Raw genomic sequence first — 25807 nt, forward strand, 5'->3', positions numbered from 1 at the left:
TTCAGACCGACAGCAGTTCTTTTTCCTTGTCGGCGACGACCTTGTCGACGTCCTTGATGTTGGCGTCGGTCAGCTTCTGGATGTCGTCTTCGCCGCGCTTCTTCTCGTCTTCGCTGATCGCCTTGTCCTTGACCAGCTTGGCGATTTCCTTGTTCGCGTCCTGACGGATGTTGCGGATCGCGATCTTGGCGCCTTCACCTTCCTTCTGCACCTGCTTGGCCAGCTCCTTGCGGCGCTCTTCGGTCGGCGGCGGCATGTTGATGCGGATCGCGGTGCCGAGGGTGTTCGGGGTGAACTCGGCGTTGTAGAGACCCTTTTCGATCTCCTTGATCATGCCCTTGTCGAACGGCGTGACCAGCAGCGAGTGCGCGTCGGCGTTGGAGATCGAGGCAACCTGGTTCAGCGGGGTGCTGGCGTTGCCATAGGCACTGACCGTCACGCGGTCCAGCAGGGCAGGCGTGGCACGCCCGGTCCGGATGGAGGTGAGGGTGTGCTTCAGAGCGTCGATGCTCTTGGCCATGCGCGTCTGCGCGTTGTTCTTGATGTCGTTGAGCATCGCCCGGTCCTGGATGTATCTGGAATCGGGCGATTATAGGCGAATACGGGACGCTGCCGGGCCTGAATCGGCCCGATCGCCGCTTTGCGCTCAGGCTCAGGCCGGGTCGCGGCCCTGGACCAGGGTGCCGATGTTCGCGCCGTTGAGGATCTTCAGCAGCTCGCCCGGCTGGCCCATGTCGAACACGCGCATCGGCAGGTCGCTGTCGCGGGCCAATGCGAAGGCCGCCGTGTCCATCACTTCCAGGCCGCGGCGGATCACTTCGTCGTAGCTCAGGCTGTCGAAGCGGACCGCATCGTTGTGCTTGTTCGGGTCCTTGTCGTACACGCCATCGACCTTGGTGGCCTTCAGCAGCAGGTCGGCGCCGATCTCGATCGCGCGCAGGGCGGCGCCGGAATCGGTGGTGAAGAACGGGCTGCCGACGCCGGCGGCGAAGATCACCAGGCGGCCCTTTTCCAGGTGGCGGATGGCGCGGCGGCGGATGTAGTCCTCGCACACGTCGTTGATCTTGATCGCGCTCATCACGCGGGCCTTGGCGCCCAGCTTCTCGAGGGCATCCTGCATGGCCAGGGCGTTGATGACCGTGGCCAGCATGCCCATCTGGTCGCCGGTGACCCGGTCCATGCCGCCGGCGGCCAGGCCGGCGCCGCGGAAGATGTTGCCGCCCCCGATCACCAGCGCCACTTCGGCACCGGCCTGCTGGGCTTCGATGACCTCGCGGGCCAGGCGATTGATGACCTTCGGGTCGATGCCGTAGTCCTCGTCTCCCATCAGCGCCTCCCCGGACAGTTTCAGAAGGATGCGGCGATAGGCGAGCTTGGACATGAGGACCTCGGGTGCGTGGAAATCGCGGGCGATTCTACGCGCATGCGGCGTCGTGCCAAAGTGTTTTGTGCACTGCGGCGCAGAATCCGGTCGTTCGCCGCGGTCAAACGGGGCTTCCCGTTCAGCCCAGCTCGGCGCCAGCGGTGGCCGACAGCTCGTCGTGGCCGAGGGCACCTGGCGAGCGGGCGATCACCCGGTTGCGGCCCAGGTTCTTGGAGCGGTACAGCACGTCGTCGGCTGCGCGCAGCAGGTCCTGCACGTCGGCGAAGCGCTCGTAGCCACCCTGGGTGGCCACGCCGGCGGAGAAGGTGACGAACAGCGGCCCGCCCTCCAGCTCGGCCATCGGCGTGGCGACGATGTTGGCCAGCACCCGGCGGATCACGTCCAGGGCCACGCTTTCGCTGGTGTTTGGCAGCAGCGCGACGAATTCCTCGCCGCCGAAGCGGGCGACGGTGTCACTGTTGCGCAGCTGGCCCTGCAGCTTGCCGGCGAAGGCGCGCAGTACCTCGTCGCCGGTCAGGTGGCCGTGGGCGTCGTTGATCTTCTTGAAGTCGTCCAGGTCGATGAAGGCCACTGACAATGGCCAGCCCTGGCGGCCGGCGCGCAGGAATTCCTGCTCCAGCACCGCTTCCAGCTGGCGGCGGTTGAGCACGCCGGTCAACGCGTCACGATGGGCCTGGTCGGCGAGGCGCTTGGCGCGCGCCTCGAACTCGTCGGCGCGGCGTCGTGCCTGGTCGGCGTCCTGCAGTTCGCGCAGGTTGCGCAGCGTGGCCAGCTCCTGCGCGTGATCGATCAGCTCGCGCACCCGCGCCGGGGAATTGAGGCCGGCATCAAACAGGCTGGCGATGTCGGGCAGGGCTTCACTGATGCGGGCGAGGACCTGGTCGAAGCGCGCGCTGTCCAGCTCCAGGCGGTCGTGCACCTGCTGCAGGGCGCGCTCACGCGCGGCGTCGGCGTCGCTGTCCAGCCAGATGTCGGCCACCGCGCCGGACAGCTGCACGCAGGCCTGGAACGGCGATTCGGCGGTGTCCTCGTCCTCGCTGTGGCTGATGCTCTCCACCAGGTAGCGGGGCAGGCCCCATTGCTCGGCCACCCACGCGCCGACCTCGGCATGGCTGCAGCCCAGTTCCTCGCGTTCGCGGGCGACCAGGTCGATGTTGTCGCGTGCCTCGCGCAGCAGCGGCAGGTAGCGCTCCGACTCGGCCTGGGCCAGGCACAGTACGCCCAGGTCCTGCAGCAGGCCGGCCAGCATCAGTTCTTCCAGCCGGCGCAGGCCGCGCGCCTGGCCCAGCTGGCTGGCAGCCAGGGCGCTGAGGATGCTGCGCTTCCACGCGCGCTGGCGCAGGTCGTGGTCGGCGCCGGTGCCGCCGGTCAGGCCCTGGGTGACAGTGAAGCCGAGGGCGAGGCTGATCGTGGCGTTCAGGCCCAGCATGGTCAGCGCCTGGCCGAGGTTCTCGATCCGGCGGCGGCTGGCGTACAGCGGCGAATTGGCGATGCGCAGCATGCGAGCGCTCAGCGCCATGTCGATGGCGATGATGTCGGCAGCGGTGGCGATGTCCGCTTCCGGGTCCTGGGCCAGTTCGATGATGCGCAGGGCAATACCGGGTGGCGAAGGCAGGTTGCGGCAGAGCGCCAGGGCAGCTGTCAGCTCGGGAGGCATGTCGGGTCGTTCAATTCCATTAGGACAAGAATACCTAGGAATGCATCACAGTCCGCGATTTTCGTTCCTGCTAAATGACTGTGGATTCCCTGCGCCGAGTATCGGCTTGATTCGCGCGCAACGCAAAGGTGCCGGTTGTGCGCACCAACGGTGCGCACCCACCGGTGGGCCATGGGTTGATCCCTGGGCCCATGCATAAAAAAAGAGCCGCGGTTTCCCGCGGCTCCTTCTGGTCGCTTCACAGCCGGAAGGCTGGAATCAGACCTGCATCGCCTTGGCAACTTCGGCGGCGTAGTCTTCCACCACCTTCTCGATGCCTTCGCCGACGATCAGCAGCTTGAAGCCTGCCACGTCGGCGCCGGCGGCCTTGACCACCTGCTCGACGGTGGTGTCGCCCAGCACGTAGGTCTGGCCGTACAGGGTCACGTCGCTGACGATCTTGTTGATCTTGCCGCTGATGATCTTTTCCAGGATGTCGGCCGGCTTGGCCTTGTCCTTATCGGTCATCTTGGCCAGCTCGATTTCCTTTTCCTTCTCGACGAACTCGGCCGGGACGTCCGCAGCCTTGTTGTGCGGCGGCTTCAGCGCGGCCACGTGCATGGCCAGGCCACGGGCCAGCTCGACGTCGCCGCCGATCAGGTCGACCAGCACGCCGACCTTGCCGTTGGTGTGGACGTAGGCGCCGATGTTGCCGGTGGTGTCGACCTTGACCATGCGGCGGATCTGGATGTTCTCACCCAGAGTCTGCACGGCGGTGGCGCGGGCTTCCTCGACGGTACGGCCGTCGGCCAGAGTGGCGGCCTTCACGGCTTCGACGTCGTTGGCGCCCGATGCCAGGGCAGCAGCGGCGACGGCGTTGACGAAGGACTTGAAGTTGTCATCGTTGGCGACGAAGTCGGTTTCCGAGTTGACTTCGACCAGCACGGCCTTGCCGCCGTCCTGGGCCAGGCCCAGGCGGCCTTCGGCGGCCACGCGGTCAGCCTTCTTGTCGGCCTTGGCGGCGCCGGACTTGCGCATGGCTTCAGCAGCGGCGTTGATGTCGCCGTTGGCTTCGGTAAGCGCCTTCTTGCATTCCATCATGCCGGCGCCGGTGCGCTCGCGCAGTTCCTTGACCAGGGAAGCAGTGATTTCCACGGGATTACCTCACGAAAGAAAGGGGTTGGGCCGGCATGGTGGCCGGCCCGTGTGACACGGTCCTGTCACGCGCCGATGGCTGCGTGCAGGGAGGGTGGACGCCGGGCGTCCACCCGGGGCCTGGATCAGGCCTGGGCGTCGTCGCCCTTCTTGGCAGCCTTCTTGGCCGGAGCGCGGCGGGCCGGCTTCTCTTCGCCTTCAGCAGCGGCTTCAGCGAATTCTTCCTCGCGCACCGAAGCGGCGTGCGGGGCAGCCGCCTTGCCTTCCAGCACGGCGTCGGCAGCGGCGCGGGCGTACAGCTGCACAGCGCGGATGGCGTCGTCGTTGCCCGGGATGGCGTAATCAACCAGTTCCGGGTTGTAGTTGGTGTCGACCACGGCGATGACCGGGATGCCCAGCTTCTTGGCTTCCTTGATCGCGATGTCTTCGTGGCCGATGTCGATCACGAAGATGGCGTCCGGCAGGCGGTTCATGTCCTTGATGCCGCCCAGCGAGGCTTCCAGCTTGTCGCGCTCGCGACGCAGGCCCAGCACTTCGTGCTTGACCAGCTTCTCGAAGGTGCCGTCGGTTTCACCGGCTTCCAGTTCCTTCAGGCGGGCAACCGACTGCTTGACGGTACGGAAGTTGGTCAGGGTGCCGCCCAGCCAACGCTGGTTCATGAACGGCATGCCGCAACGCTCGGCTTCTTCCTTGATGGTTTCGCGGGCGCTGCGCTTGGTGCCCAGGAACAGGACGGTGCCGCGCTTCTGGGCAACCGACGAGATGAAGTTCATCGCGTCGTTGAACAGCGGGACGGTCTTTTCCAGGTTGATGATGTGGATCTTGCCGCGGGCGCCGAAGATGTACGGAGCCATCTTCGGGTTCCAGTAGCGGGTCTGGTGGCCGAAGTGGACGCCGGCTTCCAGCATCTGACGCATGGTGACCTGGGGCATTGCAATACTCCTGACATGGAACCAGCGATTCCGCCCGCGGGGATAGGTATGCGGGACGCGTGGAAGCGCGATCGGTTCCGGGGTTGGGCTTCCCTGTTGCCTCCGTGGCCGAACTCCTTGCGGAGCACCCCGGCACGGATGGGGGCAGCAGGTGTGGATTCACCGGTGACGTCCGGTGTGGACGGGTTCCCGCGCACGCTGGCGGCAGGAATCCGGTCGATTATAGCCCGCTGGGGGCGCTTGCTGCAATTGCAGGGTCAGTTGCGGCCAGATCGACCTCGCGGCCGTCCTGCAGGCGTGCCTGGAAGCGGCCGCCTGCATAGCCATCGGCGCGGGCAGGCAGGGGCCAGCGGCGTTCATGGCCCGCCAGAATGTAGCCGGCCAGGCCAGCCGTCAGCAGCGTTGCCTGGCCGTCCGCCGTGATGAAGCGCAGATCGTGCAGGCGGCCGTGCAGGGTACCGGCATTGCTGAGTCGCAGTACGGCCAGAGACCCGTGGGCCTCGACGCGGCCCAGCAGCCGGGCCTGCAGTGCTGGCCCCGCTGGGCCGCGGAACAGCGGCAGCGAATAGCGCGGCAACCCCGGCAACGTCGGTGCCAGTACGACCCGATAGGCCTGTTCAGCGGCCGCCGCTGGCGGATCGCCTGGCAACAGCCAGACGCGCTGGGTGCTGCCGGGGGCCAGGTCCAGCCGCGCCGGGCTGACCCGGATCTGGTCGCTGGGGTGCAGTCGTTCGGCGTCCAGCTGCTGATCCCACGCCAGCACCTGCACCTGGCCCTGCCAGCGGCCGGGCCCGGGGTTGTGCAACCACAGTTCGGCGCTGCCGCCCTGGGCCGGCAGCTGCAGGGTGGTCGGCAACAGCTCCAGCGCTGCGGCAGGCAGTGCCAGCAGCAGTGCCAGCAGGATCAGCAACGCGCGCATCAGTAGATGAGGGTCACGGAGGGTGTTGCGTTCTCGTCCGTCGCCGGTGGTGCGAGCTCGCGGACCTGGCGCGGCGCCTGGGGTGCGTCACTGCGCTGGTGCGGTGCCGGGCAGCGGATGCCGCCGCCATCGTCGCTGCAGGATTCAACCACGGTCAGCCGGATCTGCAGGGGGCTGCTGGGTTCGGCCCATGCCGGCAGGCTGGCGACCAGCATTGCCCCGATCAGGAATGTGCGAACCACCTGCCATCCACCATGCTGAAAGACTTGCTGCGCGGTATCGGCGGGATGTGCCGGAACTGTAGCGCCGAGCCGGCGCTCGGCACGGCCTTCGTCCGGTGGGTGCCGACCGTTGGTCGGCACGCCGGTCAGTAGGTGATCGTCACCGTCACCAGGTCGTTGTAGGTGCCGGCCGGCGGCTGGCCGCTGACCGGTGGCACCCGGCCATAGATGGTCAATTGCTGCGCGCTGCCGGTACCGGTGCCGCTGGCCGTGTCGACGGTCAGGGTATTGCCCCAGCGCAGGCTCCGCGCCGAGTCCCGGTAGAGCTCGTAGGCGAGGTAATAGGTGCTTCCGCCGAGGGTGGTGGCCATGCGCCGGGTGGTGGTGGCAGTGGGATTGTTCTGGCCGTTGTCGAGGCCGACCTGGAAGGCAGTGCTCTTCAGGCAGGTCAGGGTGAGGGTGGCGGTCCGGTCGATGTTGGCCGGAATGCCGCCGGTGACGTTGCCGAAGTCCATGGTGGTGGTGACGTAGCTGCCACATTGCGGCAGCACGTTGGCGGTGGCGGTGAAGCTGAAGGCTGCACTGGCGCTGTTGGTGCCGGTGGCGCCGCCATTGCAGGTGGCGGGCACGGTGGCGGTACCGAGCAGGACTTCGTTCCAGGCCCAGGTCAGGACCACGTTGGCCCCGCTGAAGGTGCTGCTGTACGCGCCGGAGGCCAGGATCTGGTTGGCCGGGATCTGCCCGAACAGCTGTATGGACTGCGCACCGCTGCCGCCCGTCACCAGCGGCACGTTGTAGGTCATGGTCAGTTCCTGCGCAGGTGGCGTGCCGCGCGGCACCAGTCCGGTGACCTGGCCGAAGCTGGCGTTGTTGTACAGCTGGAAATTCAGGGTGTCACTGCTGGAGGTGGCCATCGTGCGGAAGGTGGAACTGCTGCCGCCGCCACTGCCTGCGCCGATGCCCACGCAGACGCGCACGCCGGTGGTGGCCAGCAGGCTCAGCGCGGCGGTGGTGCAGGTCACCGTGATGTTGAGGTTGGCCGTACTCGGGCCGGGTGCATTGCTGTTGATGTTGCCGAACGGCAGGGTCGGATTGGCGACCGCCGTGCAGACCGCGGTGGCACCGGCGGGCGCCGCTGCCAGCAGGCCGGCCCAGAGCAGCAGGACGAGCAGCAGCACCCTCATGGCGCCACCTCCGGGATGCACTGCTGCGGCGCCGGCTTCGGCCGTGCGCCGGACGCCACCACCTTGGGCAGGTCCGGCACTTTCACGCGGCAGGGGCCGCGGCTGGTGGTGACGTACAGCACGCTGCCGGCGGCAACGTCTTCCAGATAGAGCAGGCCGTCGTAGCCGACCGTGGCCTGGCGGCCATCGGGCAACCGCACCTCGCTGCCGACCTCCAGAGGCTGGCCGTCCATTGCCAGCAGGGTCAGGCTCAGTGACGGCCGCGAGCGCAGCTGGAAGGTCACGCGGGTGCCGGCGCGCTGGCGCGGGGTCACCCAGTCCTCGATGCGGTCGGCGCGCATGTCTTCGGGCAGGTCCAGGGTGTCGATCGAGACCCGGTTGCGCTGCCAGGACAGCAACGGACTGACCAGCAGCAGGCCGCGATCATCGGTGACGCCGATCAGGCGGCTCTCCAGCCGCACCGGGACGCCGCCCACCCCATTGGTGCTGATCACCGCGAACGCATCGGACACCTCGCGCGTGGCGAAGGCGTGCCCGCCCATCCACACCAGGCTGCCGCTGGCGCTGGCGTAGGCATAGTTGAGTCCACCCTGGCGCGAGGCGCCGAACGAGTAGCGACCGACATCGTTGAGGATCCCGACCTCGGCCAGGCCGCCGTTGCCGTCCTCGCCGTGGCGCAGCTGCGCGCGCCAGCCGACGCCGCCGGCGCTGCCATCGCCCGGCACTGGCTGGGTCACGTCCGCCACCCAGCTCTGGCTGTCGCCGTTGCGCTGGCTCGAAAGGCTGGCCTGGCGGTTGTTGCCCAGGCTGGCAGTCACCGACAGGTAGATGCTGCGGTCGTCGCTGCGGTCCAGGTTCTGGTTTACCGAAAGATAGGCCGACCAGCGCTGGCTCCAGGTACGTGACCAGAACAGGCTGGCATAGCGGTTGTCGTCTCCATCCGGGTAGCGCAGGCGCAGATAGCTGGCGCTGAGCGTGCCCAGCCGCAGCAGGTCCAGGCCGAGCGTGGCCTGCTCGCTGATGCTCGGCGGCAGGTTGCCCTGCAGCGCGCCGAGGTCGCGGTAGTCGCCGTGGCTGCGTACGCTGCGCAGATTGACGTTGAAGCGACGGTTGTTCCAGCTGTAGCCCAGCGCCCATTGCCCACCCTGCAGGCCGTGGTAGCCGCTGTGCGCATAGGCGGCATTGAACACGCCAGCGGCGCCGAGCAGCCACCAGCCACCGACACCGGCCTGGGCCAGGCCGCCGCCGCCTTCGGCATGCGCCTCGCCGGTGAACGTGTCGGTGACACCGCCGCGCCAGCTGGCACTGGCCACCGTGCGATCGTCATAGGCGAAGGAGCGCTGGCCAAAGTCCTCGCGCAGGTGGCCGACGCCGGCCGACCAGTCCGAAAGGCCCCTGGCCAGCAGCTGCTGGGTGCCATAGAAACTGAAATCCAGCGTCTGCATGCGGCCGAACGCATCGGTCACCACCACCTGCGCGTTACCGGTGCCGCTGATGCCGGGCTGCGCCGCCAGCTGGAAGGGCCCGACCGGTACCTGGCCGCTGTACTGGCGCAGGCCATCGACATACAGCTCGACCGTGGAGGGCACCACCGCCTGGCCGAGGAAGCTCGGCGTGGGCGTGAGCACGCGGTAGGGCTGCAGGCCGTAGTTGCGGCCGATCTGCAGGCCGCCCAGGCGAACCGGGCGGGTCCAGTCGACGAAGCCGCTGTAGAAGTCACCGACCTCCAGCGTGGTTGCACTGTCCGGGAAATCCAGGCTCCAGCGTGTGTCCAGGCGCACGCTCTCGCCGCGCCAATGGCGGTCGCCGGGTTGCTGGTAGCGGCGGCTGATGGCGGTGTTTTCGAAGGTGCCGTTGCCGATACCAAACACGCGCAGCTCCGCGCTCAGGCTGAGGTTGCCGAGCGTGTCCACCCGGCTGCCGTAGACGTCGTAGTTGAGCAGCGCGCCGGGCGAGGCGTTGCCGGTGGGCGCGCGCGTCTGCGGGCGGCTGAGCACGGTGGTGGGCAGGATGAGCTGGTCCAGCGGCACGTCCAGTGCCAGGGTCTGCATGTGCGCGTCATAGCGCACCACCGCACCGCTGATCTGGTCCAGGTAGACCGGCGCATCGCCGCTGGCGTTGAAGCCAAGCTGGCGCAGCACTTCGGGGCTGGCCTGCAGCCGGCCGCGGTTCTCGGTGAATGGCAGCAGGCCGCGCGGGGTGCTGTTGAGCGACACATCCAGGTACAGCGCCTGGCTGGCGGTCAGCGGGGTCGGGGGAGGCAGGATGGCATCGGCCGACACGCCGGATACATCAACGGCCGCCACGCCGGACACATCGGCGGCCTCGGTCGCCGCGGGAGCCAGGGCCGCCAACAGCGCGCCCATCAACGCCTCAGCGAGCCGGTGGGGGCGACAGTGGCGTCTGTTCCGACTCGCCATTGAGCTTGGCCGTGATCTGGTCGTTGTCGCGGTCGATCGCCGTGCGTTCGATCGGCCAGCGCATCACCTGGCCCGGCAGCACGTAGCCCAGCAGCCCGGGATGGACAATGCGCGGGCGCGCGGCGCTGCCCAGCGCAAGATCGGCGATCTGTGCGTAGCTGTCGCCCGTATTGGCGACTTCCACGCCATTGCGGCCGTCCGCCAGTTTCACCAGGTGCGCCTGCAGCCGTGGGGCCAGGCGGCCGGCCGAAGGCTGCACGAACACCGGGATCGAATAGCGCAGCACGAACTGCATGCCCTCGGCACGGGTGGCCAGGTCGGGTACCTCGTCCACGATCAGCCGGTAGTGCCGCTGTGCAGGCGGGGGCTCGCTGTCCGGACGCATCACCCGCACCAGCTGCTGCTGGCCGGCGGCCAGTTCCTGCATCGGCGGCGTGGCCATCACTTCATCGGTGGGCAGCAGCTGTTCCTGGCCGTCCTGCTGCACCCAGCGGAACACGCGCACCTGCAGCGTCACCGGTGAGGTGCCGCTGTTGGTCAGCCACAGCTCGCCGGCACGCTGGCGGGCTTCCAGCTGCAGGCTGGTCGGGGCGACCTGCAGGCTGGTGGCGCCGGCACCGGCGGGGGCCAGCAGGTACAGGGCGAGCAGCGCCACGCCGGTGGCGCGCCACGGGCGGGGTCCGGCCATGCGGGCGTGCTCCATCAATAGGTGATCGTGGCGGTAACCGTATCCAGGTAGTTACCGGTGGCCGGGTTGTTGGTGCTCAGGTTCAGGATCTGGCCATAGACGATGTAGGGCACGGCCAGGCCAGTGCCGATGCCGGCCTGGGTATTGGTGCCGGTTGTGGCGCCCCAGACCAGGGTATGTGCGGCATCCTGGTAGAGCTGGTAGCCGACATAGTTGTTGGCGGTCACCGCGGCATTGGTGTTCTTCATGCGCCGGGTGGTGACGTCGTTGGCGGTGCCGGCGTTGGCGCCCGCGTTCAGCGCAATCGTGTAGGGCGTCAGTGCCGAGCACTGCGCGGTCACCGTACCCTGGCCCAGGGTGGGCGTGGCGGTGGTCGAGGCCGCCGTGCCGAAGTCGACGTTGGTGGCGGCCGCCGCCGTGATGGTGCAGGCCTTGGTGACCACCAGGGTGACGTTGAAGGTGGTGGTGTCGGCGGCCAGCGCCGGGCTGGAAAGCAGCAGCCCGGCCATGACCCATGTCAGCGGGGATCGAACTGGGGATCGCATGGACAACCTCCCTGACCCGAAGGTCCGTTGAACAAGGCGAAGACGGCACGTTCGGCGCCGCTTTGACGACAGTGGGTCCAGCTTAGGAGGCGTAAGTGTCTGTAATCCGTGATAAATAGGCAGGCGCAAGAGTGGAGGCCATCACGCTTTCACTTTCCTTGCCGGAATCGTGCATGGCCCGGATCGCCAGTTGGGCGGCGTTCGTTCAGATTGCGGCCGGATCGGCGATAATGGGTGCCATGAGCGTGAATCTGAAAACCCCGCAGGAAATCGAGATGATGCGCATCGCCGGCCGCCTGGCCAGCGAAGTGCTCGACATCGTCACCCCCCACGTCAAGCCCGGTGTCACCACCGAGGAACTGGACCGCATCTGCCACGACCACATCGTGAACGTGCAGGGTGCCATTCCGGCCAACGTCGGCTACCGCGGCTTCCCGAAGACCGTGTGCACCTCGGTCAACAATGTCATCTGCCACGGCATCCCCAGTGAAGGGAAGGTGCTCAAGGATGGCGACATCATCAATATCGACGTCACCGTCATCAAGGACGGCTGGCACGGCGACACCAGCCGCATGTACTTCGTCGGCACCCCGTCGGTGATGGCCCGCCGCCTGGTGGAAACCACTTACGAAGCGATGTGGCGCGGCATCCGTGCGGTGCGTCCGGGCGCCACCCTGGGCGACATCGGCCATGCCATCCAGAGCTACGCCGAAGGCGAGCGTTTCAGCGTGGTGCGCGAGTACTGCGGCCACGGCATCGGCAAGGTCTACCACGACGAGCCGCAGGTGGTGCATTACGGCCGCCCGGGCCAGGGCCTGGTGCTGCAGCCCGGCATGACCTTCACCATCGAGCCGATGATCAACGAGGGCACCCGCTACAACAAGGTGCTGCCGGATGGCTGGACCGTGGTGACCAAGGACCGCAAGCTGTCGGCGCAGTGGGAGCACATGATCGCGGTCACCGAGACCGGCGTGGACGTGCTGACCCTGTCGCCAGGCGAGTCGCAGGTTTCCTGAAGATGCTGCCGGCGAGTTCGCTGCTGGACACGCCGGCCGCGTCGCTCAACGACCCGGATTGGGCTGCTGCCGCGCGCCAGGCGCTGCAGCAGGCCGACGCGCGCCTGTACCGCCGCTTCGACCAGGGCGACAACATCGAGCGCCTGCTGGCGTTGCGCGCGCGCGCTGCCGACCATCTGATCCGCCTGGCCTGGCAGCGCTGCCTGCCGGCCGACAGCGGCCTGTCGCTGTTCGCGGTCGGCGGCTATGGCCGCGGTGAACTGTTCCCGCGTTCGGACATCGACCTGCTGGTGTTCGGCGATCCGCCGGCACAACTGGCGCACGAGGCGGCATTGGCGCGCCTGTTCGCGCTGCTGTGGGACTGCGGATTGGCTGTCAGCCATGCGGTGCGTTCTGCATTGCAGTGCCGGGAGGCGGCAGCTGACCAGACCGTGCTGACCGCGTTGATCGAGGCGCGCCCGATCCTGGCCGATGATGCTGCGCGCCGCGCGCTGCGCGAGGCGATCGACGACCGCGAACTGTGGCCGGCACGCGCCTTCTTCCTGGCCAAGCTGGAAGAGCTGCGCAACCGCCACCAGCGCTTCGGCGATACCGCCGACAACCTGGAGCCGGACCTGAAGGATGGCCCCGGCGGCCTGCGTGATCTCAATACGCTGGGCTGGATGGCGTTGCGTGCCTTCGGCGTGCGCGACCTGGAGGCCCTGGTCGGGCTCGGCCACCTGGGCGCCGACGAAGCCGCGGCGTTGAAGCGCGAACGTGCAGTGCTGGCGCGGTTGCGCTTCGGCCTGCACCTGGTCGCGCGCCGTCCGGAAGAGCGCCTGCGTTTCGATTACCAGAAGACCCTGGCCGCGCGGCTGGGCTTCGAAGACGATGCCGAGAACCTCGGCGTCGAGAAGATGATGCAGGGCTTCTACCGCGCCGCGCTGGTGGTGCGCCGGATCAGCGACCGGCTGCTGCAGCGCTTCGAGGAACAGTTCGACGGCGAGGCCCAGCCGGAGCCGCTGACCGTGGGTTTTTCCCTGCGCCGTGGTTACCTGGCCGCCAACGAGGCCGACTGGCCGCGCGGCGACATCGGCCAGGTGTTCGCCCTGTTTTCCAGCTGGGCCAACAACCCGCAGGTACGCGGCCTGCATTCGCTCACTGCGCGTGCACTGGCCGAGTCGCTGCCGCTGCTGCCGGCCTATGACCAGGCCGATGCCGATGCACGCGAGCAGTTCCTGGCCCTGCTGCGCGGCCAGCGTCCGGTCGATACGCTTTCGCGCATGGCGCGGCTGGGCGTGCTTGGCCAGTGGATTCCCGCGTTTGCCCAGGTCAGCGGGCGCATGCAGTTCGACCTGTTCCATGTCTATACGGTCGACCAGCACACGCTGATGGTCCTGCGCAACATCGGCCAGTTCGCCAGCAGCCGCGCCGACGAGCGCTTCTCGATCGCGCACGAAGTGTGGCCGCGCCTGCGCAAGCCGGAACTGCTGCTGCTGGCCGGCCTGTTCCATGACATCGCCAAGGGGCGCGGCGGCGACCACTCGGAGCTGGGTGCGGTGGACGCGCGCGCGTTCTGCCAGGCGCATGCGCTCAGTGGCACCGATACCGAGCTGGTGGCATGGCTGGTCGAACAGCACCTGCGCATGTCGGTGACCGCGCAGAAGCAGGACATCGCCGATCCGGTGGTGATCCATCGCTTCGCCACCCTGGTCGGCAGCCGCGACCGCCTGGATTACCTGTACCTGCTGACCTGTGCCGACATCGCCGGCACCAGCCCGAAACTGTGGAATGCCTGGAAGGACCGCCTGCTGGCCGATCTGTACTTTGCCACCCGGCGCGCGCTGCGCGAGGGGCTGGAGCACCCGGTACCGGCCGCCGAGCGCGTGGCCGAGGCACGTGACAGCGTGCGCGCACTGGTGCGCGAGCAGGGTTACGACGATGCCACCATCGACCGCCAGTTCGCGGTGATGCCGGATGAGGGCTTCATCCGCCTGCGCCCCGAGCAGCTGGCCTGGCAGGCCGCCGCGCTGGTGCCGGTGAAGCAGGGCCAGGCGCTGGTGAAGGTGCGCCGGATCAGCGTCGACGACCCGGCGCTGGAAGTGTTCGTGCACTCGCCCGACCGTGATGGCCTGTTTGCCGCGATCGTGATGACCCTGGACCGCAAGGGCTACGGCATCCATCGCGCGCGCGTGCTGGACGGTCCGGCCGACACCATCTTCGATACCTTCGAAGTGAACCCGGCCGACACCTTTGCCGATGGCAACAGTGCCAACCTGGAAGCGGCGCTGCGCGAGGCACTCAGCGGTGACCTGTCGCGCCTGCGGCCGTCGCGCCGGGTGGTACCGCGGCAGCTGCGGCACTTCCGCTTCGCCCCGCGCATCGAGTTCCGCGATGAACCGGGCGCAACCCGTTTTGCCCTGGTCGCCCCCGACCGTCCCGGCCTGCTGGCCGATGTGGCGTTCGTGCTGCGCAACCAGGGCCTGCGCGTGCATGATGCGCGCATTGCCACGTTCGGCGAACGCGCCGAAGACACCTTCGTGATCAGTGACGAACACGACCTCCCCCTGACTGAACCTGCCCGGCAGCAGCTGCATGACGCGATGCTGGCCTGCCTGGACCCTGATCGAAACGCCGGAGACCCCGCCTGATGGCCACCAAGCCCGCCAAGAAGACCGCCGCGACCCCCAAGAGCGCAGCGGCCCGGAAACCCGCTGCTGCCGCACCGGCCGCGAAGAAGACCCCTGCGCCGAAGAAGGCCGCTGCGGTGAAGGCCCCGGCGAAGAAAACGGCTGCAGTGAAGCGTGCTGTGAAGAAGCCGGCCCCGGCCAAGAGCGCCGAAGCCGTCCGCGCCGAAACCATCGCCCGCAAGTCGCTGCGCAAGCCGTCGGCACCAGGCGTGGAAGAACTCAAGTTCGGCATCGAGAGCGCCTTCGAGCGCCGCGCCACCTTGACCCTGCACGAGCTGGAAGGGTCGACCAAGCCGCTCGTCAACCGCGTGATCGACGGCCTGGAGAGCGGTGAGTTCCGCGTCGCCGAGCCGGACGGCCAGGGCGGCTGGAAGGTCAATGAGTGGCTGAAGAAAGCCGTGCTGCTGTATTTCCGCGTCAACGACATGGCGGTGGTCGATGCACGCCCGGCGCCGTTCTGGGACAAGGTCGAATCGCGCTTCGCCGGCTATGACGAAGCGAAGTTCCGCCGTGGTGGCGTGCGCGTGGTGCCGGGCGCGATCGCCCGCCGCGGTACCTACTTCGGCAAGGACGTGGTGCTGATGCCGAGCTTCACCAACATCGGCGCCCATGTCGGCGAAGGCACCATGGTCGACACCTGGGCCACCGTCGGTTCCTGCGCGCAGATCGGCCAGCACTGCCATCTGTCCGGCGGCGCCGGCATCGGTGGCGTGCTGGAGCCGCTGCAGGCCAGCCCGACCATCATCGAGGACCACTGCTTCATCGGTGCGCGTTCGGAAGTGGTGGAAGGCGTGGTGGTCGGCCACCACAGCGTGATCGGCATGGGCGTGTTCCTCAGCCAGAGCACCCGCATCTACAACCGTGCCACCGGCGAGGTCACCTACGGCTACATTCCGCCGTACAGCGTGGTGGTGTCCGGCTCGCTGCCGAGCAAGGACGGTACCCATTCGCTGTATTGCGCGGTGATCGTCAAGCAGGTTGATGCCAAGACCCGCAGCAAGACCAGCGTCAACGACCTGCTGCGCGGCCTGGCTGACTGAAGATGACGGCGCCGGAGGATCTGGCGCAGTCCGCGATCTACCAGCATCCGTCCGACACCCTGTTCGGGCGGATGCTGCCGCGCCTGCTGCACGCTCCACGCTGGACCCGGCTGCGCCGCGCGCTGTCGCGGCGCTGGCCGATGCCGGCGCTGGTAAGCGATGTGCGCGACGTGGTCTACGTGAGCTGGTGGGTCGACGTACGCCAAGCGCCGATGCCACCACCAGGCCATCACTACGTGGTCCATGCCGGACGCACGCCCTACACCATCCTCAGCTACCGGCACGGCCACTTCGGGCCCGCGCTGGCCGGGCCGCTGCGCTCGATGATGCCGTCTCCCCGGCAGAGCAACTGGCGCTGGTACCTGCGTCGTGACGACGATCGGGATGGGACGCCGGTGGTGCTGTTTGATCGCAACGTGATGGACCAGCTGGCCTTCGTCGCCGGCGCGCGCGCTTTCAGCGATGCCATGCAGCCGCATCTGTCGGTGCGCTTCGCGCACGTGGTGCGCGCCGATGGCGGTGGGTACACCCTGATCGAGGGCGGGCAGGGCAGTGCGCCGGCGCTGCACCTGCAGTGGCAGGGCGCTGCGGGCTGGGACGATGCCGGGTGGGCGGCGGCCTTCGGCGGCCACCAGGCCCTGCTGCGCTTGCTGACCTGCCAGGACGAGGCCATCGCCCGCACCTGCGACCAGCGCTGGGCCAGCACCCGCATTGCCCTGCCGGTGGACATCGCGCAGCTGCAACCGCTGCAGCTGGAAGGCGAACAGCAGTGCCCGCGCCTGCAGGCGATGGGCGTGGCGCTGCACGAGGGGCTGGCCTTCCAGCTGCCAAGGGTACCTTTCCGGGTCGTGTCCGAGCGCCTGTTGTGAGATTCTGGCCCTCTGTTTTCCAGCATCACAGATGGCCATGAGCACCACTGTCTACGGTTTGAAGAACTGCGATACCTGCAAGAAGGCGACCAGGTGGCTGGACCGCTTCGGCGTGCCGTACACCTTCGTCGACTACCGCGACAACAAACCCAGCCCGGAAATGTTGTTGGCGTGGGCCGCGCAGCTGGGTGGCCTGGCCGCGATGGTCAACAGGTCCTCCACCACCTGGCGGCAGCTGCCGGACAACCGCAAGGCCGCCGATTCCGAGGCCGAATGGAAGCTGCTGCTGCGCGAGTACCCGCAGCTGATCAAGCGCCCGCTGGTGGTCACGGCCGATGGCACGGTCAGCCAGGGCTTCAGCGACAACGGCTTCAAGGCCCGCTTCGGCGTGGGTGACGCATGAGCGCGGTGCTCGACCTGACCTGCGAGCTGATCGCGCGGCCCTCGGTGACGCCCGATGATGCCGGTTGCCAGGCGCTGCTGGCGGCACGCCTGAAGCAGGCCGGGTTCCAGTGCGATCACCTGCGGCTGGGTGAGGTCGACAACCTGTGGGCGACCCACGGCCAGGGCGCGCCGGTACTGGTGCTGCTGGGCCATACCGACGTGGTGCCGACGGGCCCTCGTGAGGCCTGGGCCAGCGATCCGTTCAGCCCGCAGATCCGCGATGGCGTGCTGTATGGCCGTGGCGCCGCCGACATGAAGGGCAGCGTGGCGGCGTTCGTGGTGGCCGCCGAGCAGTTCGTTGCAGCGCATCCTGATCATCCCGGCACGCTGGCGGTGCTGCTGACCAGCGACGAGGAAGGCGACGCCATCGATGGCGTGCGCCACGTCGCACGCCTGTTCGCCGAACGCGGCCAGCGCATCGACTGGTGCATCACCGGCGAGCCGTCCTCGACTGCGACGCTGGGTGACCTGCTGCGCGTGGGGCGTCGCGGCAGCCTGTCGGCCAAGCTGCGCGTGCAGGGCGTGCAGGGCCACGTGGCGTATCCGGAGAAGGCACGCAACCCGATCCACCAGGCGGCGCCGGCCCTGGCCGAGCTGAGTGCGCGGCGCTGGGATGACGGCTACGAAAGTTTCCCGCCGACCAGCCTGCAGGTCTCCAACATCCATGCCGGTACCGGTGCCAACAACGTGATTCCCGGCGAGCTCGAGGTGGATTTCAACATCCGCTACAACCCGCACTGGGACGCACCGAAGCTGGAAGCGGAGATCACCGCGCTGCTGGAACGGCATGGCCTGCAGTACACGCTGAAGTGGCACCGCAGCGGCGAGCCGTTCTACACCCCGGAGGGCACGCTGCGCGCCACCGCGCGTGCGGTGCTGGCCGAGCACATCGGCCGTGCACCGGAAGAAAGCACCGGCGGCGGCACCTCCGATGCCCGCTTCATCGCGCCCTTGGGCGCGCAGTGCATCGAAGTGGGGCCGGTCAACGCCAGCATCCACCAGGTGGACGAGAACGTGCGCGTGGCCGATCTGGAGGCATTGCCGGGGCTGTACCAGCGGCTGGTGGAGCGGCTGCTGGCGTGAACCTGCGACGCTGGGTGCCGACCGTTGGTCGGCACGCCTTTCGCCGGCATTGCTTTCCTGTAGGGCCGAGCCATGCTCGGCTGCTTCTGCAGGGAATGCCCAGCCGAGCATGGCTCGGCTCTACTCAGAAAAAATGAAGAATGGCGGCTTGATCGCTTTTTCCCAGTAGCTCGGCGCCGCCATGTAGAAGCGCTGCGCCTCGGCCCGGGCGAACCAGCGTGCGGCTGCGTCGGTGTCCTTCTCCACGCCCGGTGCACCGCGGCCCAGCAGCAGTCCGGCGAAGTACTGGCCGAACACATTGCCCTTCTCGCCGGCACGCTGGTACAGCTGCAGCGCACGTGCGGGATCGCGCGGCAGTCCCATGCCCTTTTCCAGCAGCGCGCCCAGGTCTACCTGCGCTTCGGCATCGCCACGCTCGGCGCGGCGCTGGATCTGCGCAACCAGTGGATGCACGGTGCCATCCTGTGCGGCCACCGCATCCGGTAGCCGTGACGATGAACTCGGGTAGCGCTCGTAGATCATTCCGCGCAGGTCCCAGCGCAGCGCCTGTTGCGCGTCGCCTCGCTGACGATAGGCCTTGGCGAGTTCGTAGAACGCATAGGGATTGCCGTGGTAGGCGGCCGCCAGATACGCGCGTTCGCCACGTCGCCAGGACGCGCGCAGCACCGGTGCCGGGTTGATGTGGGGGCTGTCGGCATGCCGCAGCGTGCCGGAGATCCAGATCCGTCCCAGCGCTTCTTCCGCCTTGGTGTTGTGGAAGGTCCAGGGTGTGACCGCGGCGGCGCGCTCGTAGTAGGCGATGGCGCGCGGATCGTTGAAGCGTTCGAAGGTTTCCGCGGTATCGAAGGCACCCTCGAAGCTGCCGTCGGTGCCGTGTTGCTCCAGGCCCTGCAGCTGGGCCGGCGGCAGGGGCGAGGGTGGGGCCAGGGTCTGGCAGGCGGCCAGGCCCAGGCAGAACAGGGCGGCCAGCGCCACGTTGCGTCCAGTGCGGTGTTGCATTTCCATTACACGTTTCACGGCGCGCCATTATGCGCGCCGGGGAGTGGTTGCCAACGCAACGGTTGCGCTGCGCCGGAAAGCGGGGTAGGGTCGATGCCATGTCGATCCGCCTGGCCACCGCCGTCAATAACAACAACCGCAATAATCTGCGCGCGAATAATCGTGCGCGGCCGATGCGGGACTGCGCCCTGGGTAGATAGATAGCAACACACGCCCGGACACCAGAAAACCCGCATCAGCCGATGCGGGTTTTTTTGTGCCCGGGCGCAGCCTGCCCGGGCCTGGATGGCCGGTCGAACACCTTCCCACCCGTGAAATTCCCCAACAGGAGCTCCCCCATGTGTTCGATCTTCGGAATCTTCGGCCTGCAGGCCGGTGACGATCTTCCCACCCTGCGCCGCCACGCGCTGGAACTGTCGCAACGCCAGCGCCACCGTGGCCCGGACTGGAGCGGCGTGTACCTCGACGAAGGTGCGCTGCTGGTCCATGAACGGCTGGCCATCGTCGATCCGGCCGGTGGTTCGCAGCCGCTGCTGTCGGCCGATGGCCAGCTGGCGCTGGCGGTGAACGGCGAGATCTACAACCACCAGGCGTTGAAGGCGGCGCTGACCACCACCTACGACTTCCAGACCGGCTCGGACTGCGAGGTGATCAACGCGCTCTACCGCCAGGGCGGCGCGCCGGCGCAGTGGCTGGAACAGCTCAACGGCATCTTCGCCTTCGCGCTGTGGGACCGTGACAGTGGACGCGTGCTGGTGGCGCGCGACCCGGTGGGCGTGGTGCCGCTGTACTGGGGCCACGATGCCCAGGGGCGCTTGCGCGTGGCCTCGGAAATGAAGGCGCTGGTCGATACCTGTGCCGATGTCGCGCAGTTCCCGCCGGGCCACTATTTCGACAGTGCCAGCGGTGAGCTGGTGCGCTACTACCAGCAACCGTGGCGCGACTACGCCGACGTGCAGGGCCGCCAGGCCGATCTGGCTGAACTGCGCCAGGCGTTCGAGCATGCGGTGGAGCGCCAGCTGATGAGCGATGTGCCTTATGGCGTGCTGCTGTCCGGTGGCCTGGACTCGTCGCTGGTGGCGGCGGTGGCCGCGCGCTATGCACGTCGTCGCATCGAGGATGGGGGACAGACCGAAGCCTGGTGGCCGCGCCTGCACTCGTTCGCGATCGGCTTGAAGGGCTCGCCCGATCTGGCCGCCGCAGCGATCGCCGCCGAAGCGCTGGGCACCGTGCATCACGGTTTCGAGTACACGTTCGAGGAAGGCCTCGATGCGCTGCCGGAGGTGATCCGCCACATCGAGACCTACGACGTCACCACCATCCGCGCATCGACGCCGATGTTCCTGCTGGCGCGGCGGATCAAGGCGATGGGCGTGAAAATGGTGCTCTCCGGCGAGGGCAGCGACGAGATCTTCGGTGGCTACCTGTACTTCCACAAGGCACCGGATGCGCGTGAATTCCACGACGAGCTGGTACGCAAGCTCGACGCCCTGCACAACTACGACTGCCTGCGCGCCAACAAGTCGATGATGGCCTGGGGCGTGGAGCCGCGCGTGCCGTTCCTCGACCGTGAGTTCCTCGATGTGGCGATGCGCTTCGATGCCGCACACAAGATGGTCGGTGCCGGTTTTGGCGGCCGCCGCATCGAGAAGGCCGTGTTGCGCGAGGCGTTCGACGGCTACCTGCCGGACAGCATCCTGTGGCGGCAGAAGGAACAGTTCAGCGATGGCGTGGGCTATGGCTGGATCGATGGGCTGAAGGCACATGCCGAGGCGCAGGTGAGCGACCGTGTACTGGCGGCCGCCGACAAGCGCTTCCCGCACAACCCGCCGCAGACCAAGGAGGCGTACTACTACCGCCACCTGTTCGAGCAGTTCTTCCCGAGCCGGGCAGCGGCCGAGACCGTGCCGGGAGGCAAGTCGATCGCCTGTTCGTCGCCCGCGGCCATCGCCTGGGACGCCAGCTTCGCCGCGGCGGCAGATCCCTCCGGTCGCGCGATCGCCGGCGTGCACGAGCAGGCACTGGCCTGAGCACCCCCAAAAGGGGACGGAGGGGATTAAGTCGTTTGTGGCACAAACGACTTAATCCCCTCCGTCCCCTTTTTGTATGATCGCCCCCTGCACATTGGGGAATGTTCATGGACGTACAGGCAGGCGGCAACGCGCCGCCCACGAAATGGGGATGGCGCTACCTGGCGTGGGCCGGGGTTCCGTTGCTGGCTGGCGTGCTGCTGGCGCGGTATGCCGGGCCGGCGGCGCCCGAGGCGGTTGCCCGTGCCTCCGTCGCCGCCGAAGGCGGCTGGGTGCAGCATCTGGCGTCTCCGCTGGGCCTGTTCCTGCTGCAGCTGCTGGTACTGCTGCTGGTGGCCAAGGGCGCGGGGGCGCTGCTCAAGCGCATGGGACAGCCGGCGGTGATCGGCGAAATGGCCGCTGGCCTGATGATGGGGCCGCTGGTGCTTGGCAGCCTGCTGCCGCAGCTGCATGGTGCGCTGTTCCCGGCCAGTTCGCTGGGCCCGCTGGGCATGCTCAGCCAGCTGGGCGTGCTGATGTTCCTGCTGGTGGCCGGTGCCGAACTGGACCTGGCGGCGCTGCGTGGCCGTCGGCGTTTCGCCTTTACCGTCAGCCATGCCGGCATTGCAGTGCCGTTCGTGCTCGGCGTCGCCTTGGCGATCTGGCTGTATCCGCAGCATGGCCCACAGGGTGTGGGCTTCACCGCATTCGCACTTTTCGTAGGCATCTCGATGAGCATCACGGCCTTCCCCGTGCTGCTGCGCATCCTGGCCGACCGCGGGATCACACAGACGCCGCTGGGGCAGACCGCGATCGCCTGCGCTGCCTTGGGCGATGCCACCGCGTGGTGCCTGCTGGCGCTGATCGTGGCTGCCGCCCAGGCCAGCGGCTGGTTGCCGGCCAGCCTCAACCTGGTGTGCGTGGTCGCGTTCGTGGCGCTGATGCTGGGGCTGGTGAAGCCGTGGTTCGCGCGCCGGCAGATTGCGCCGGGCCGTGAGGGGCGCTGGCTGCTCGGCATCCTGCTGCTGTCGCTGGGCAGTGCGCTGGTCACCGAGATGCTGGGCATCCACGCGCTGTTCGGCGCGTTCGCTGCGGGTGTCGCGGTATCGTCCAACGCGCAGCTGCGTGACCTGCTGATGGCCCGTGTCGAGCCGTTCGCGGTCACGCTGCTGCTGCCGTTGTTCTTCGCCATGACCGGGCTGCGCATGCGCGCCGATGCGCTGCAGGCCAGCGACATCATGCTGTGCGTGGTGGTGATCGCGGTGGCCACGACGGGCAAGCTGCTGGGCACCTTCAGTGCCGCGCGCAGTGCCGGCATGCCCACGCGCGAAGCGTGGCGGCTGGGCGCGCTGATGAACACCCGCGGCCTGATGGAGCTGATCGTGCTCAACCTGGGGTATGAGCTGGGCCTGCTCGGTGACCGCCTGTTCGCGGTGCTGGTGATCATGGCGCTGGTGACCACGGCGATGACCGGGCCGCTGCTGAACCTGATCGAACGGCGCAGGGCCTGAACGTTGAACGGTAGTGCCGGCCGCTGGCCGGTAACCTGATGATGCTGGACACCCCTGCATGGATGCCGGCCAGCGGCCGGCACTACCGCGCTGGCACCAGTGTCATCACGTGCTGCGTCTTGCCCGGCAGGAACGGTGTCGGGCGCCCATGCACCCAGTCCTCGTGGCCGGCACCCCAGTACGGTGACAGCGGATGGCCGCTCTGGCCGCCGGGCATGTGCACGATGCCGTCGGCCTCGTGGCCGGGCGAGACCACCATGCGCTCGGAGGCGCCGAAGTTCGGCGTCTGCACGCGCGGCATGTCCCGGTCGCCGGGCAGGCGGTCGGCGGGCATGCACAGCCAGCGCTTGGCGATGTCCGGCAGCGCCCGTGCGATGGGGTGGCAGATCGCCGCGGTATTGCGTTCACCCCAGCTGCGCTTGGCCAGCGGCCCCTGCTTGGCCAGCTCACCCTCGGTACGGCGGGCGGCGTCGATCAGCAGCGCATCCCAGCTGTCGAAGGCCGGTGGCAGCAGGTTGGCCGGGCGCTGTTCCAGCATCGGCCAGGCCACGCCTTCCAGCTGTGCCAGGCGTGGGTCCAGGTAGGCATCGCCCAGCTGCGCGTTGGCCGGGGCCAGCAGTGCATCGGACAGCGTGGCCATGACCTGCGTGCGGAATTCACGCACCACCCGGTAGCTGACCGAACTGGCCGAGGCGCGCCCGCCCCATTGATGGCTGGCCTCCTTCAAACGCTTCAGCGCAGGGTCGTCACTGCGTTCGATGACGTCGTGCAGCAGAGCCCACCAGCGCTGCAGGAACACCGCGCGGTCGTCGAGCTGGATCGCCAGCAGGTCGTGCTCGTCGAAGCGCTCCTGGATTGCCAGCAGGTCGCGGATCTGCCGCGCCCGCGCACCCAGGTCATAGCCGCCGTTGCCGACGCTGGCGAGTGCCTCGCCGTCGAGGACGCGTCCATTGGCGGTCCACAGGCGATGGTTGGGGGGATCGATCAATGCCGGCGAGGCATCGCTGCGGATCGGCCACGGCGCGCAGCCCTGGTTGCTGGCGGCATTGAAGCCGGCCGGTGCACAGCCGGGGCCGCGGTCCGGGCGAGCGCCGATCAGGCGCCAGGCTATGCGCCCGCTGCGATCACCGACCACCAGGTTCTGTGCGGGGATGCCGGCACGGTCGGCGAAGTGCAGTGCACCGTCGAGGTCACCGGCGCGGGCCAGGTCAGCGAAATCCAGGCGTACGGCACCGGGCAGGTGTGCGACCCAGCGCAGGGCGTCGCCACTGCCATCGGCATGGGTATGCAGGATCGGCCCCCAGTCGGTTTCGCGCACCGCGAACAGCACGTCGGCCTGGCCGGCCACGGCGATGCGCTCTTCGTGCACGGTCACGGCGGCGTTGGCCGGTTCCGTGCGATAGTCCGCCGTGTCGATGTAGCTGTTGGTGAAGCCCCAGGCGACGTGCCCGTTGCTGCCGACGATCACCGCCGGCAGGCCCGGCAGGGAGAAGCCGGTGACATCGACCTGGCCGCCGGCGGCCTGCGGGTCGGGGTAGCGCAGGCGCACGCGGAACCACAGGCCGGGTGCACGCAGGCCCAGGTGCATGTCGTCGGCAACGATGGCGCGGCCGTCGGCGGTAAGCGCCCCGGCCACCGCGAAGTTGTTGCTGCCGATGACGTCGCCCTCTTCCTGCTCAGTGCCCGTTTTTCCCTTCAATGTGCGCAGGTCCAGCTGGCTGGCATCGGGCAGGGCGGCGTTGCCGGTGGGTTCGCCAAACAGCGGCGCATCCCATTCGGTGCCGTCGTGGGCGATCAGCGCGTACAGCGCCGGCGGCACCACTGCGCGGATGCGGCTGAGCGCAAGCTCGGTCTGGTTGCCGGGGTCCTGCAGGTCGGCATACATGGCCAGCCCGGTCAGCACGCTGTCGCTGGCCTGCCACGGTTGTGGTGATTGCCGCAGCAGCAGGTAGGCCCATGGGCGCACGGAGAGATCGGCCAGGCCTTCGTTGACGCCATCCACGTAGGCGCGCACGGCCGTGCCGTTGTCGCCCAGTGCGGCCTGCAGATTCGCCTCGGTGCGTGCACGCAGCCGGTGCACGCGCATGCGCTTGTCGGCGTCGATGGCCTTCGGCCCGAACAGCGCCGACAGCTCGCCAGCGGCACTGCGGCGCATCAGGTCCATCTCGAAATAACGTTCCTGCGCGTGTACGCGGCCGAGCGCACGCATCGCGTCGGCCTGGCTGCCGGCAGTGATGGTGACCACGCCCAGCCCATCGCGCTCGATGGTGACCGGCTTGGCCAGCCCCGGCAGCGCATGCTCGCCGTCCAGGTCGGCCAGGCTGCCGCGCAGCAGCAGCCACAGCACCAGTGCGGTGACCAGCACGATGGCGATCAACACGCCCAGCACCCAACGCCATGTACGTCGCATCGCACGTCCTTTCCGAACTCGTGGGCCGATTGTAGCCGCAGGCGCAACTGCGACTGATTCCGATTAGATCACCGTATTTTGAAATGCGGCACCCTATGCCGCATCGATTCACAGGAGCCCCCCCATGAAAGGCAACCCGGACGTCATCGCCTGCCTGAAGGAACTGCTGCGCGGCGAGCTTGCTGCGCGCGACCAGTACTTCATCCATTCCCGCCGCTACGAGGACCAGGGCCTGTTCGCGCTGTACGAGCGCCTGAACCACGAGATGGAAGAGGAAACCCAGCATGCCGATGCGCTGCTCCGCCGGATCCTGTTCCTGGGTGGCGACCCGGATATGCGCCCGCATGCCACCGAGCCGGGCAAGACCGTGGAGGAGATGCTGCAGAAGGATCTCGATACTGAATACGCCGTTCGGAACAATCTCGCCGCCGGCATGAAGCTGTGCGAGGAGAAGGGCGATTACGTGAGCCGCGACATCCTGCTGGCGCAGCTGAAGGACACCGAGGAAGACCACGCCTGGTGGCTGGAGCAGCAGCTGGGCCTGATCAAGCGCATCGGCCTGGAGCTGTACCAGCTGAGCAAGATCGACGGCAACGGCGCCCCGGCGCACTGAGCGGGCATCGTTTTTGTAGAGCCGAGCCAATGCTCGGCTGCCTTCCGGTAGAGCCGACCG

Annotated in this window: 22 protein-coding genes; 9 read left to right on the top strand and 13 right to left on the bottom strand. The window is 68.0% G+C overall.

Features of this window, described 5'->3' with window-relative positions:
- Window position 1: 1 nt before the first annotated feature.
- From frr to VG561_RS02235, 11 genes are all read right to left on the bottom strand, one after another.
- Complete coding sequence (gene frr, locus VG561_RS02185) at window positions 2-556, bottom strand: ribosome recycling factor (protein ID WP_014646499.1); 555 nt, start codon at window positions 554-556, stop codon at window positions 2-4.
- Window positions 557-652: 96 nt separating this feature from the next.
- Entirely contained in the window at window positions 653-1381 is a 729-nt protein-coding gene (gene pyrH, locus VG561_RS02190; RefSeq protein WP_075075661.1) for a UMP kinase, read from the bottom strand.
- A gap of 121 nt (window positions 1382-1502) precedes the next feature.
- Window positions 1503-3041 (bottom strand): sensor domain-containing diguanylate cyclase, encoded by a 1539-nt coding sequence (locus VG561_RS02195; protein WP_401730129.1) that lies wholly within the window; start codon window positions 3039-3041, stop codon window positions 1503-1505.
- A gap of 258 nt (window positions 3042-3299) precedes the next feature.
- Window positions 3300-4175 carry a translation elongation factor Ts gene (gene tsf, locus VG561_RS02200; RefSeq protein WP_032956847.1) on the bottom strand — a complete coding sequence of 292 codons (876 nt, stop codon included), beginning with the start codon at window positions 4173-4175 and terminating at the stop codon, window positions 3300-3302.
- A 125-nt stretch (window positions 4176-4300) separates the two neighbouring features.
- Window positions 4301-5107 (bottom strand): 30S ribosomal protein S2, encoded by an 807-nt coding sequence (rpsB, locus tag VG561_RS02205; protein WP_005408748.1) that lies wholly within the window; start codon window positions 5105-5107, stop codon window positions 4301-4303.
- A gap of 220 nt (window positions 5108-5327) precedes the next feature.
- Window positions 5328-6026 carry a fimbrial biogenesis chaperone gene (locus VG561_RS02210; RefSeq protein WP_049403809.1) on the bottom strand — a complete coding sequence of 233 codons (699 nt, stop codon included), beginning with the start codon at window positions 6024-6026 and terminating at the stop codon, window positions 5328-5330.
- On the bottom strand, window positions 6026-6241 hold the full coding sequence (locus VG561_RS02215; protein WP_041863203.1) for a hypothetical protein: 216 nt from the start codon (window positions 6239-6241) through the stop codon (window positions 6026-6028). The genes VG561_RS02210 and VG561_RS02215 overlap by 1 nt, the downstream gene beginning before the upstream one ends.
- Before the next feature lie 152 nt (window positions 6242-6393).
- Window positions 6394-7431, bottom strand: a complete 1038-nt coding sequence (locus tag VG561_RS02220; RefSeq protein ID WP_423179340.1) for a Csu type fimbrial protein — start codon at window positions 7429-7431, stop codon at window positions 6394-6396.
- Window positions 7428-9797 carry a fimbria/pilus outer membrane usher protein gene (locus VG561_RS02225; RefSeq protein WP_423179341.1) on the bottom strand — a complete coding sequence of 790 codons (2370 nt, stop codon included), beginning with the start codon at window positions 9795-9797 and terminating at the stop codon, window positions 7428-7430. Before VG561_RS02225 ends, VG561_RS02220 begins: the two co-directional genes overlap by 4 nt.
- Window positions 9798-9804: 7 nt before the next feature.
- The gene (locus VG561_RS02230; protein ID WP_049403820.1) at window positions 9805-10554 is read right to left on the bottom strand and encodes a fimbrial biogenesis chaperone; all 750 of its coding nucleotides are present in this window, start codon (window positions 10552-10554) and stop codon (window positions 9805-9807) included.
- Window positions 10554-11084, bottom strand: a complete 531-nt coding sequence (locus VG561_RS02235) for a Csu type fimbrial protein (RefSeq protein ID WP_032956855.1) — start codon at window positions 11082-11084, stop codon at window positions 10554-10556. The genes VG561_RS02230 and VG561_RS02235 overlap by 1 nt, the downstream gene beginning before the upstream one ends.
- A gap of 230 nt (window positions 11085-11314) precedes the next feature.
- On the opposite strand from VG561_RS02235, the gene map reads away from it, so the two are divergent.
- From map to dapE, 6 genes are read left to right on the top strand one after another with little or no spacing between them, the layout of a single operon-like run.
- Window positions 11315-12100, top strand: a complete 786-nt coding sequence (gene map, locus VG561_RS02240) for a type I methionyl aminopeptidase (RefSeq protein ID WP_005412748.1) — start codon at window positions 11315-11317, stop codon at window positions 12098-12100.
- 2 nt (window positions 12101-12102) lie between these two features.
- Window positions 12103-14730 (top strand): [protein-PII] uridylyltransferase, encoded by a 2628-nt coding sequence (locus tag VG561_RS02245; protein ID WP_423179342.1) that lies wholly within the window; start codon window positions 12103-12105, stop codon window positions 14728-14730.
- Window positions 14730-15809, top strand: coding sequence for a 2,3,4,5-tetrahydropyridine-2,6-dicarboxylate N-succinyltransferase (dapD, locus tag VG561_RS02250; RefSeq protein ID WP_049403826.1), 1080 nt, complete (start codon window positions 14730-14732; stop codon window positions 15807-15809). The genes VG561_RS02245 and dapD overlap by 1 nt, the downstream gene beginning before the upstream one ends.
- Before the next feature lie 2 nt (window positions 15810-15811).
- Window positions 15812-16678: a hypothetical protein gene (locus VG561_RS02255; RefSeq protein ID WP_423179343.1), complete on the top strand. Its 867-nt coding sequence runs from the start codon at window positions 15812-15814 to the stop codon at window positions 16676-16678.
- 31 nt (window positions 16679-16709) lie between these two features.
- A complete protein-coding gene (locus VG561_RS02260; protein WP_014646513.1) occupies window positions 16710-17081 on the top strand; it encodes an arsenate reductase in 372 nt (123 codons plus the stop codon).
- Complete coding sequence (dapE, locus tag VG561_RS02265) at window positions 17078-18205, top strand: succinyl-diaminopimelate desuccinylase (protein ID WP_049403828.1); 1128 nt, start codon at window positions 17078-17080, stop codon at window positions 18203-18205. Before VG561_RS02260 ends, dapE begins: the two co-directional genes overlap by 4 nt.
- Before the next feature lie 120 nt (window positions 18206-18325).
- Here the strand turns inward: dapE and VG561_RS02270 are convergent, their stop codons facing one another.
- A complete protein-coding gene (locus VG561_RS02270) occupies window positions 18326-19204 on the bottom strand; it encodes a tetratricopeptide repeat protein (protein WP_423179344.1) in 879 nt (292 codons plus the stop codon).
- 338 nt (window positions 19205-19542) lie between these two features.
- Between VG561_RS02270 and asnB the strand changes: the two genes are divergently transcribed.
- Both asnB and VG561_RS02280 read left to right on the top strand, forming a co-directional pair.
- Window positions 19543-21234 (top strand): asparagine synthase B, encoded by a 1692-nt coding sequence (gene asnB, locus VG561_RS02275; RefSeq protein WP_046429732.1) that lies wholly within the window; start codon window positions 19543-19545, stop codon window positions 21232-21234.
- 101 nt (window positions 21235-21335) lie between these two features.
- Window positions 21336-22724 (top strand): cation:proton antiporter, encoded by a 1389-nt coding sequence (locus tag VG561_RS02280; RefSeq protein ID WP_423179345.1) that lies wholly within the window; start codon window positions 21336-21338, stop codon window positions 22722-22724.
- 82 nt (window positions 22725-22806) lie between these two features.
- On the opposite strand, the gene VG561_RS02285 is transcribed toward VG561_RS02280, so the two are convergent.
- Complete coding sequence (locus VG561_RS02285) at window positions 22807-25134, bottom strand: penicillin acylase family protein (RefSeq protein ID WP_046429734.1); 2328 nt, start codon at window positions 25132-25134, stop codon at window positions 22807-22809.
- Between the two features lie 124 nt (window positions 25135-25258).
- On the opposite strand from VG561_RS02285, the gene bfr reads away from it, so the two are divergent.
- Entirely contained in the window at window positions 25259-25747 is a 489-nt protein-coding gene (gene bfr, locus VG561_RS02290; protein WP_005408763.1) for a bacterioferritin, read from the top strand.
- Window positions 25748-25807: the final 60 nt, after the last annotated feature.

The sequence above is a fragment of the Stenotrophomonas sp. CASM110 genome, from assembly GCF_049384345.1.
Lineage (GTDB): Bacteria > Pseudomonadota > Gammaproteobacteria > Xanthomonadales > Xanthomonadaceae > Stenotrophomonas > Stenotrophomonas muris.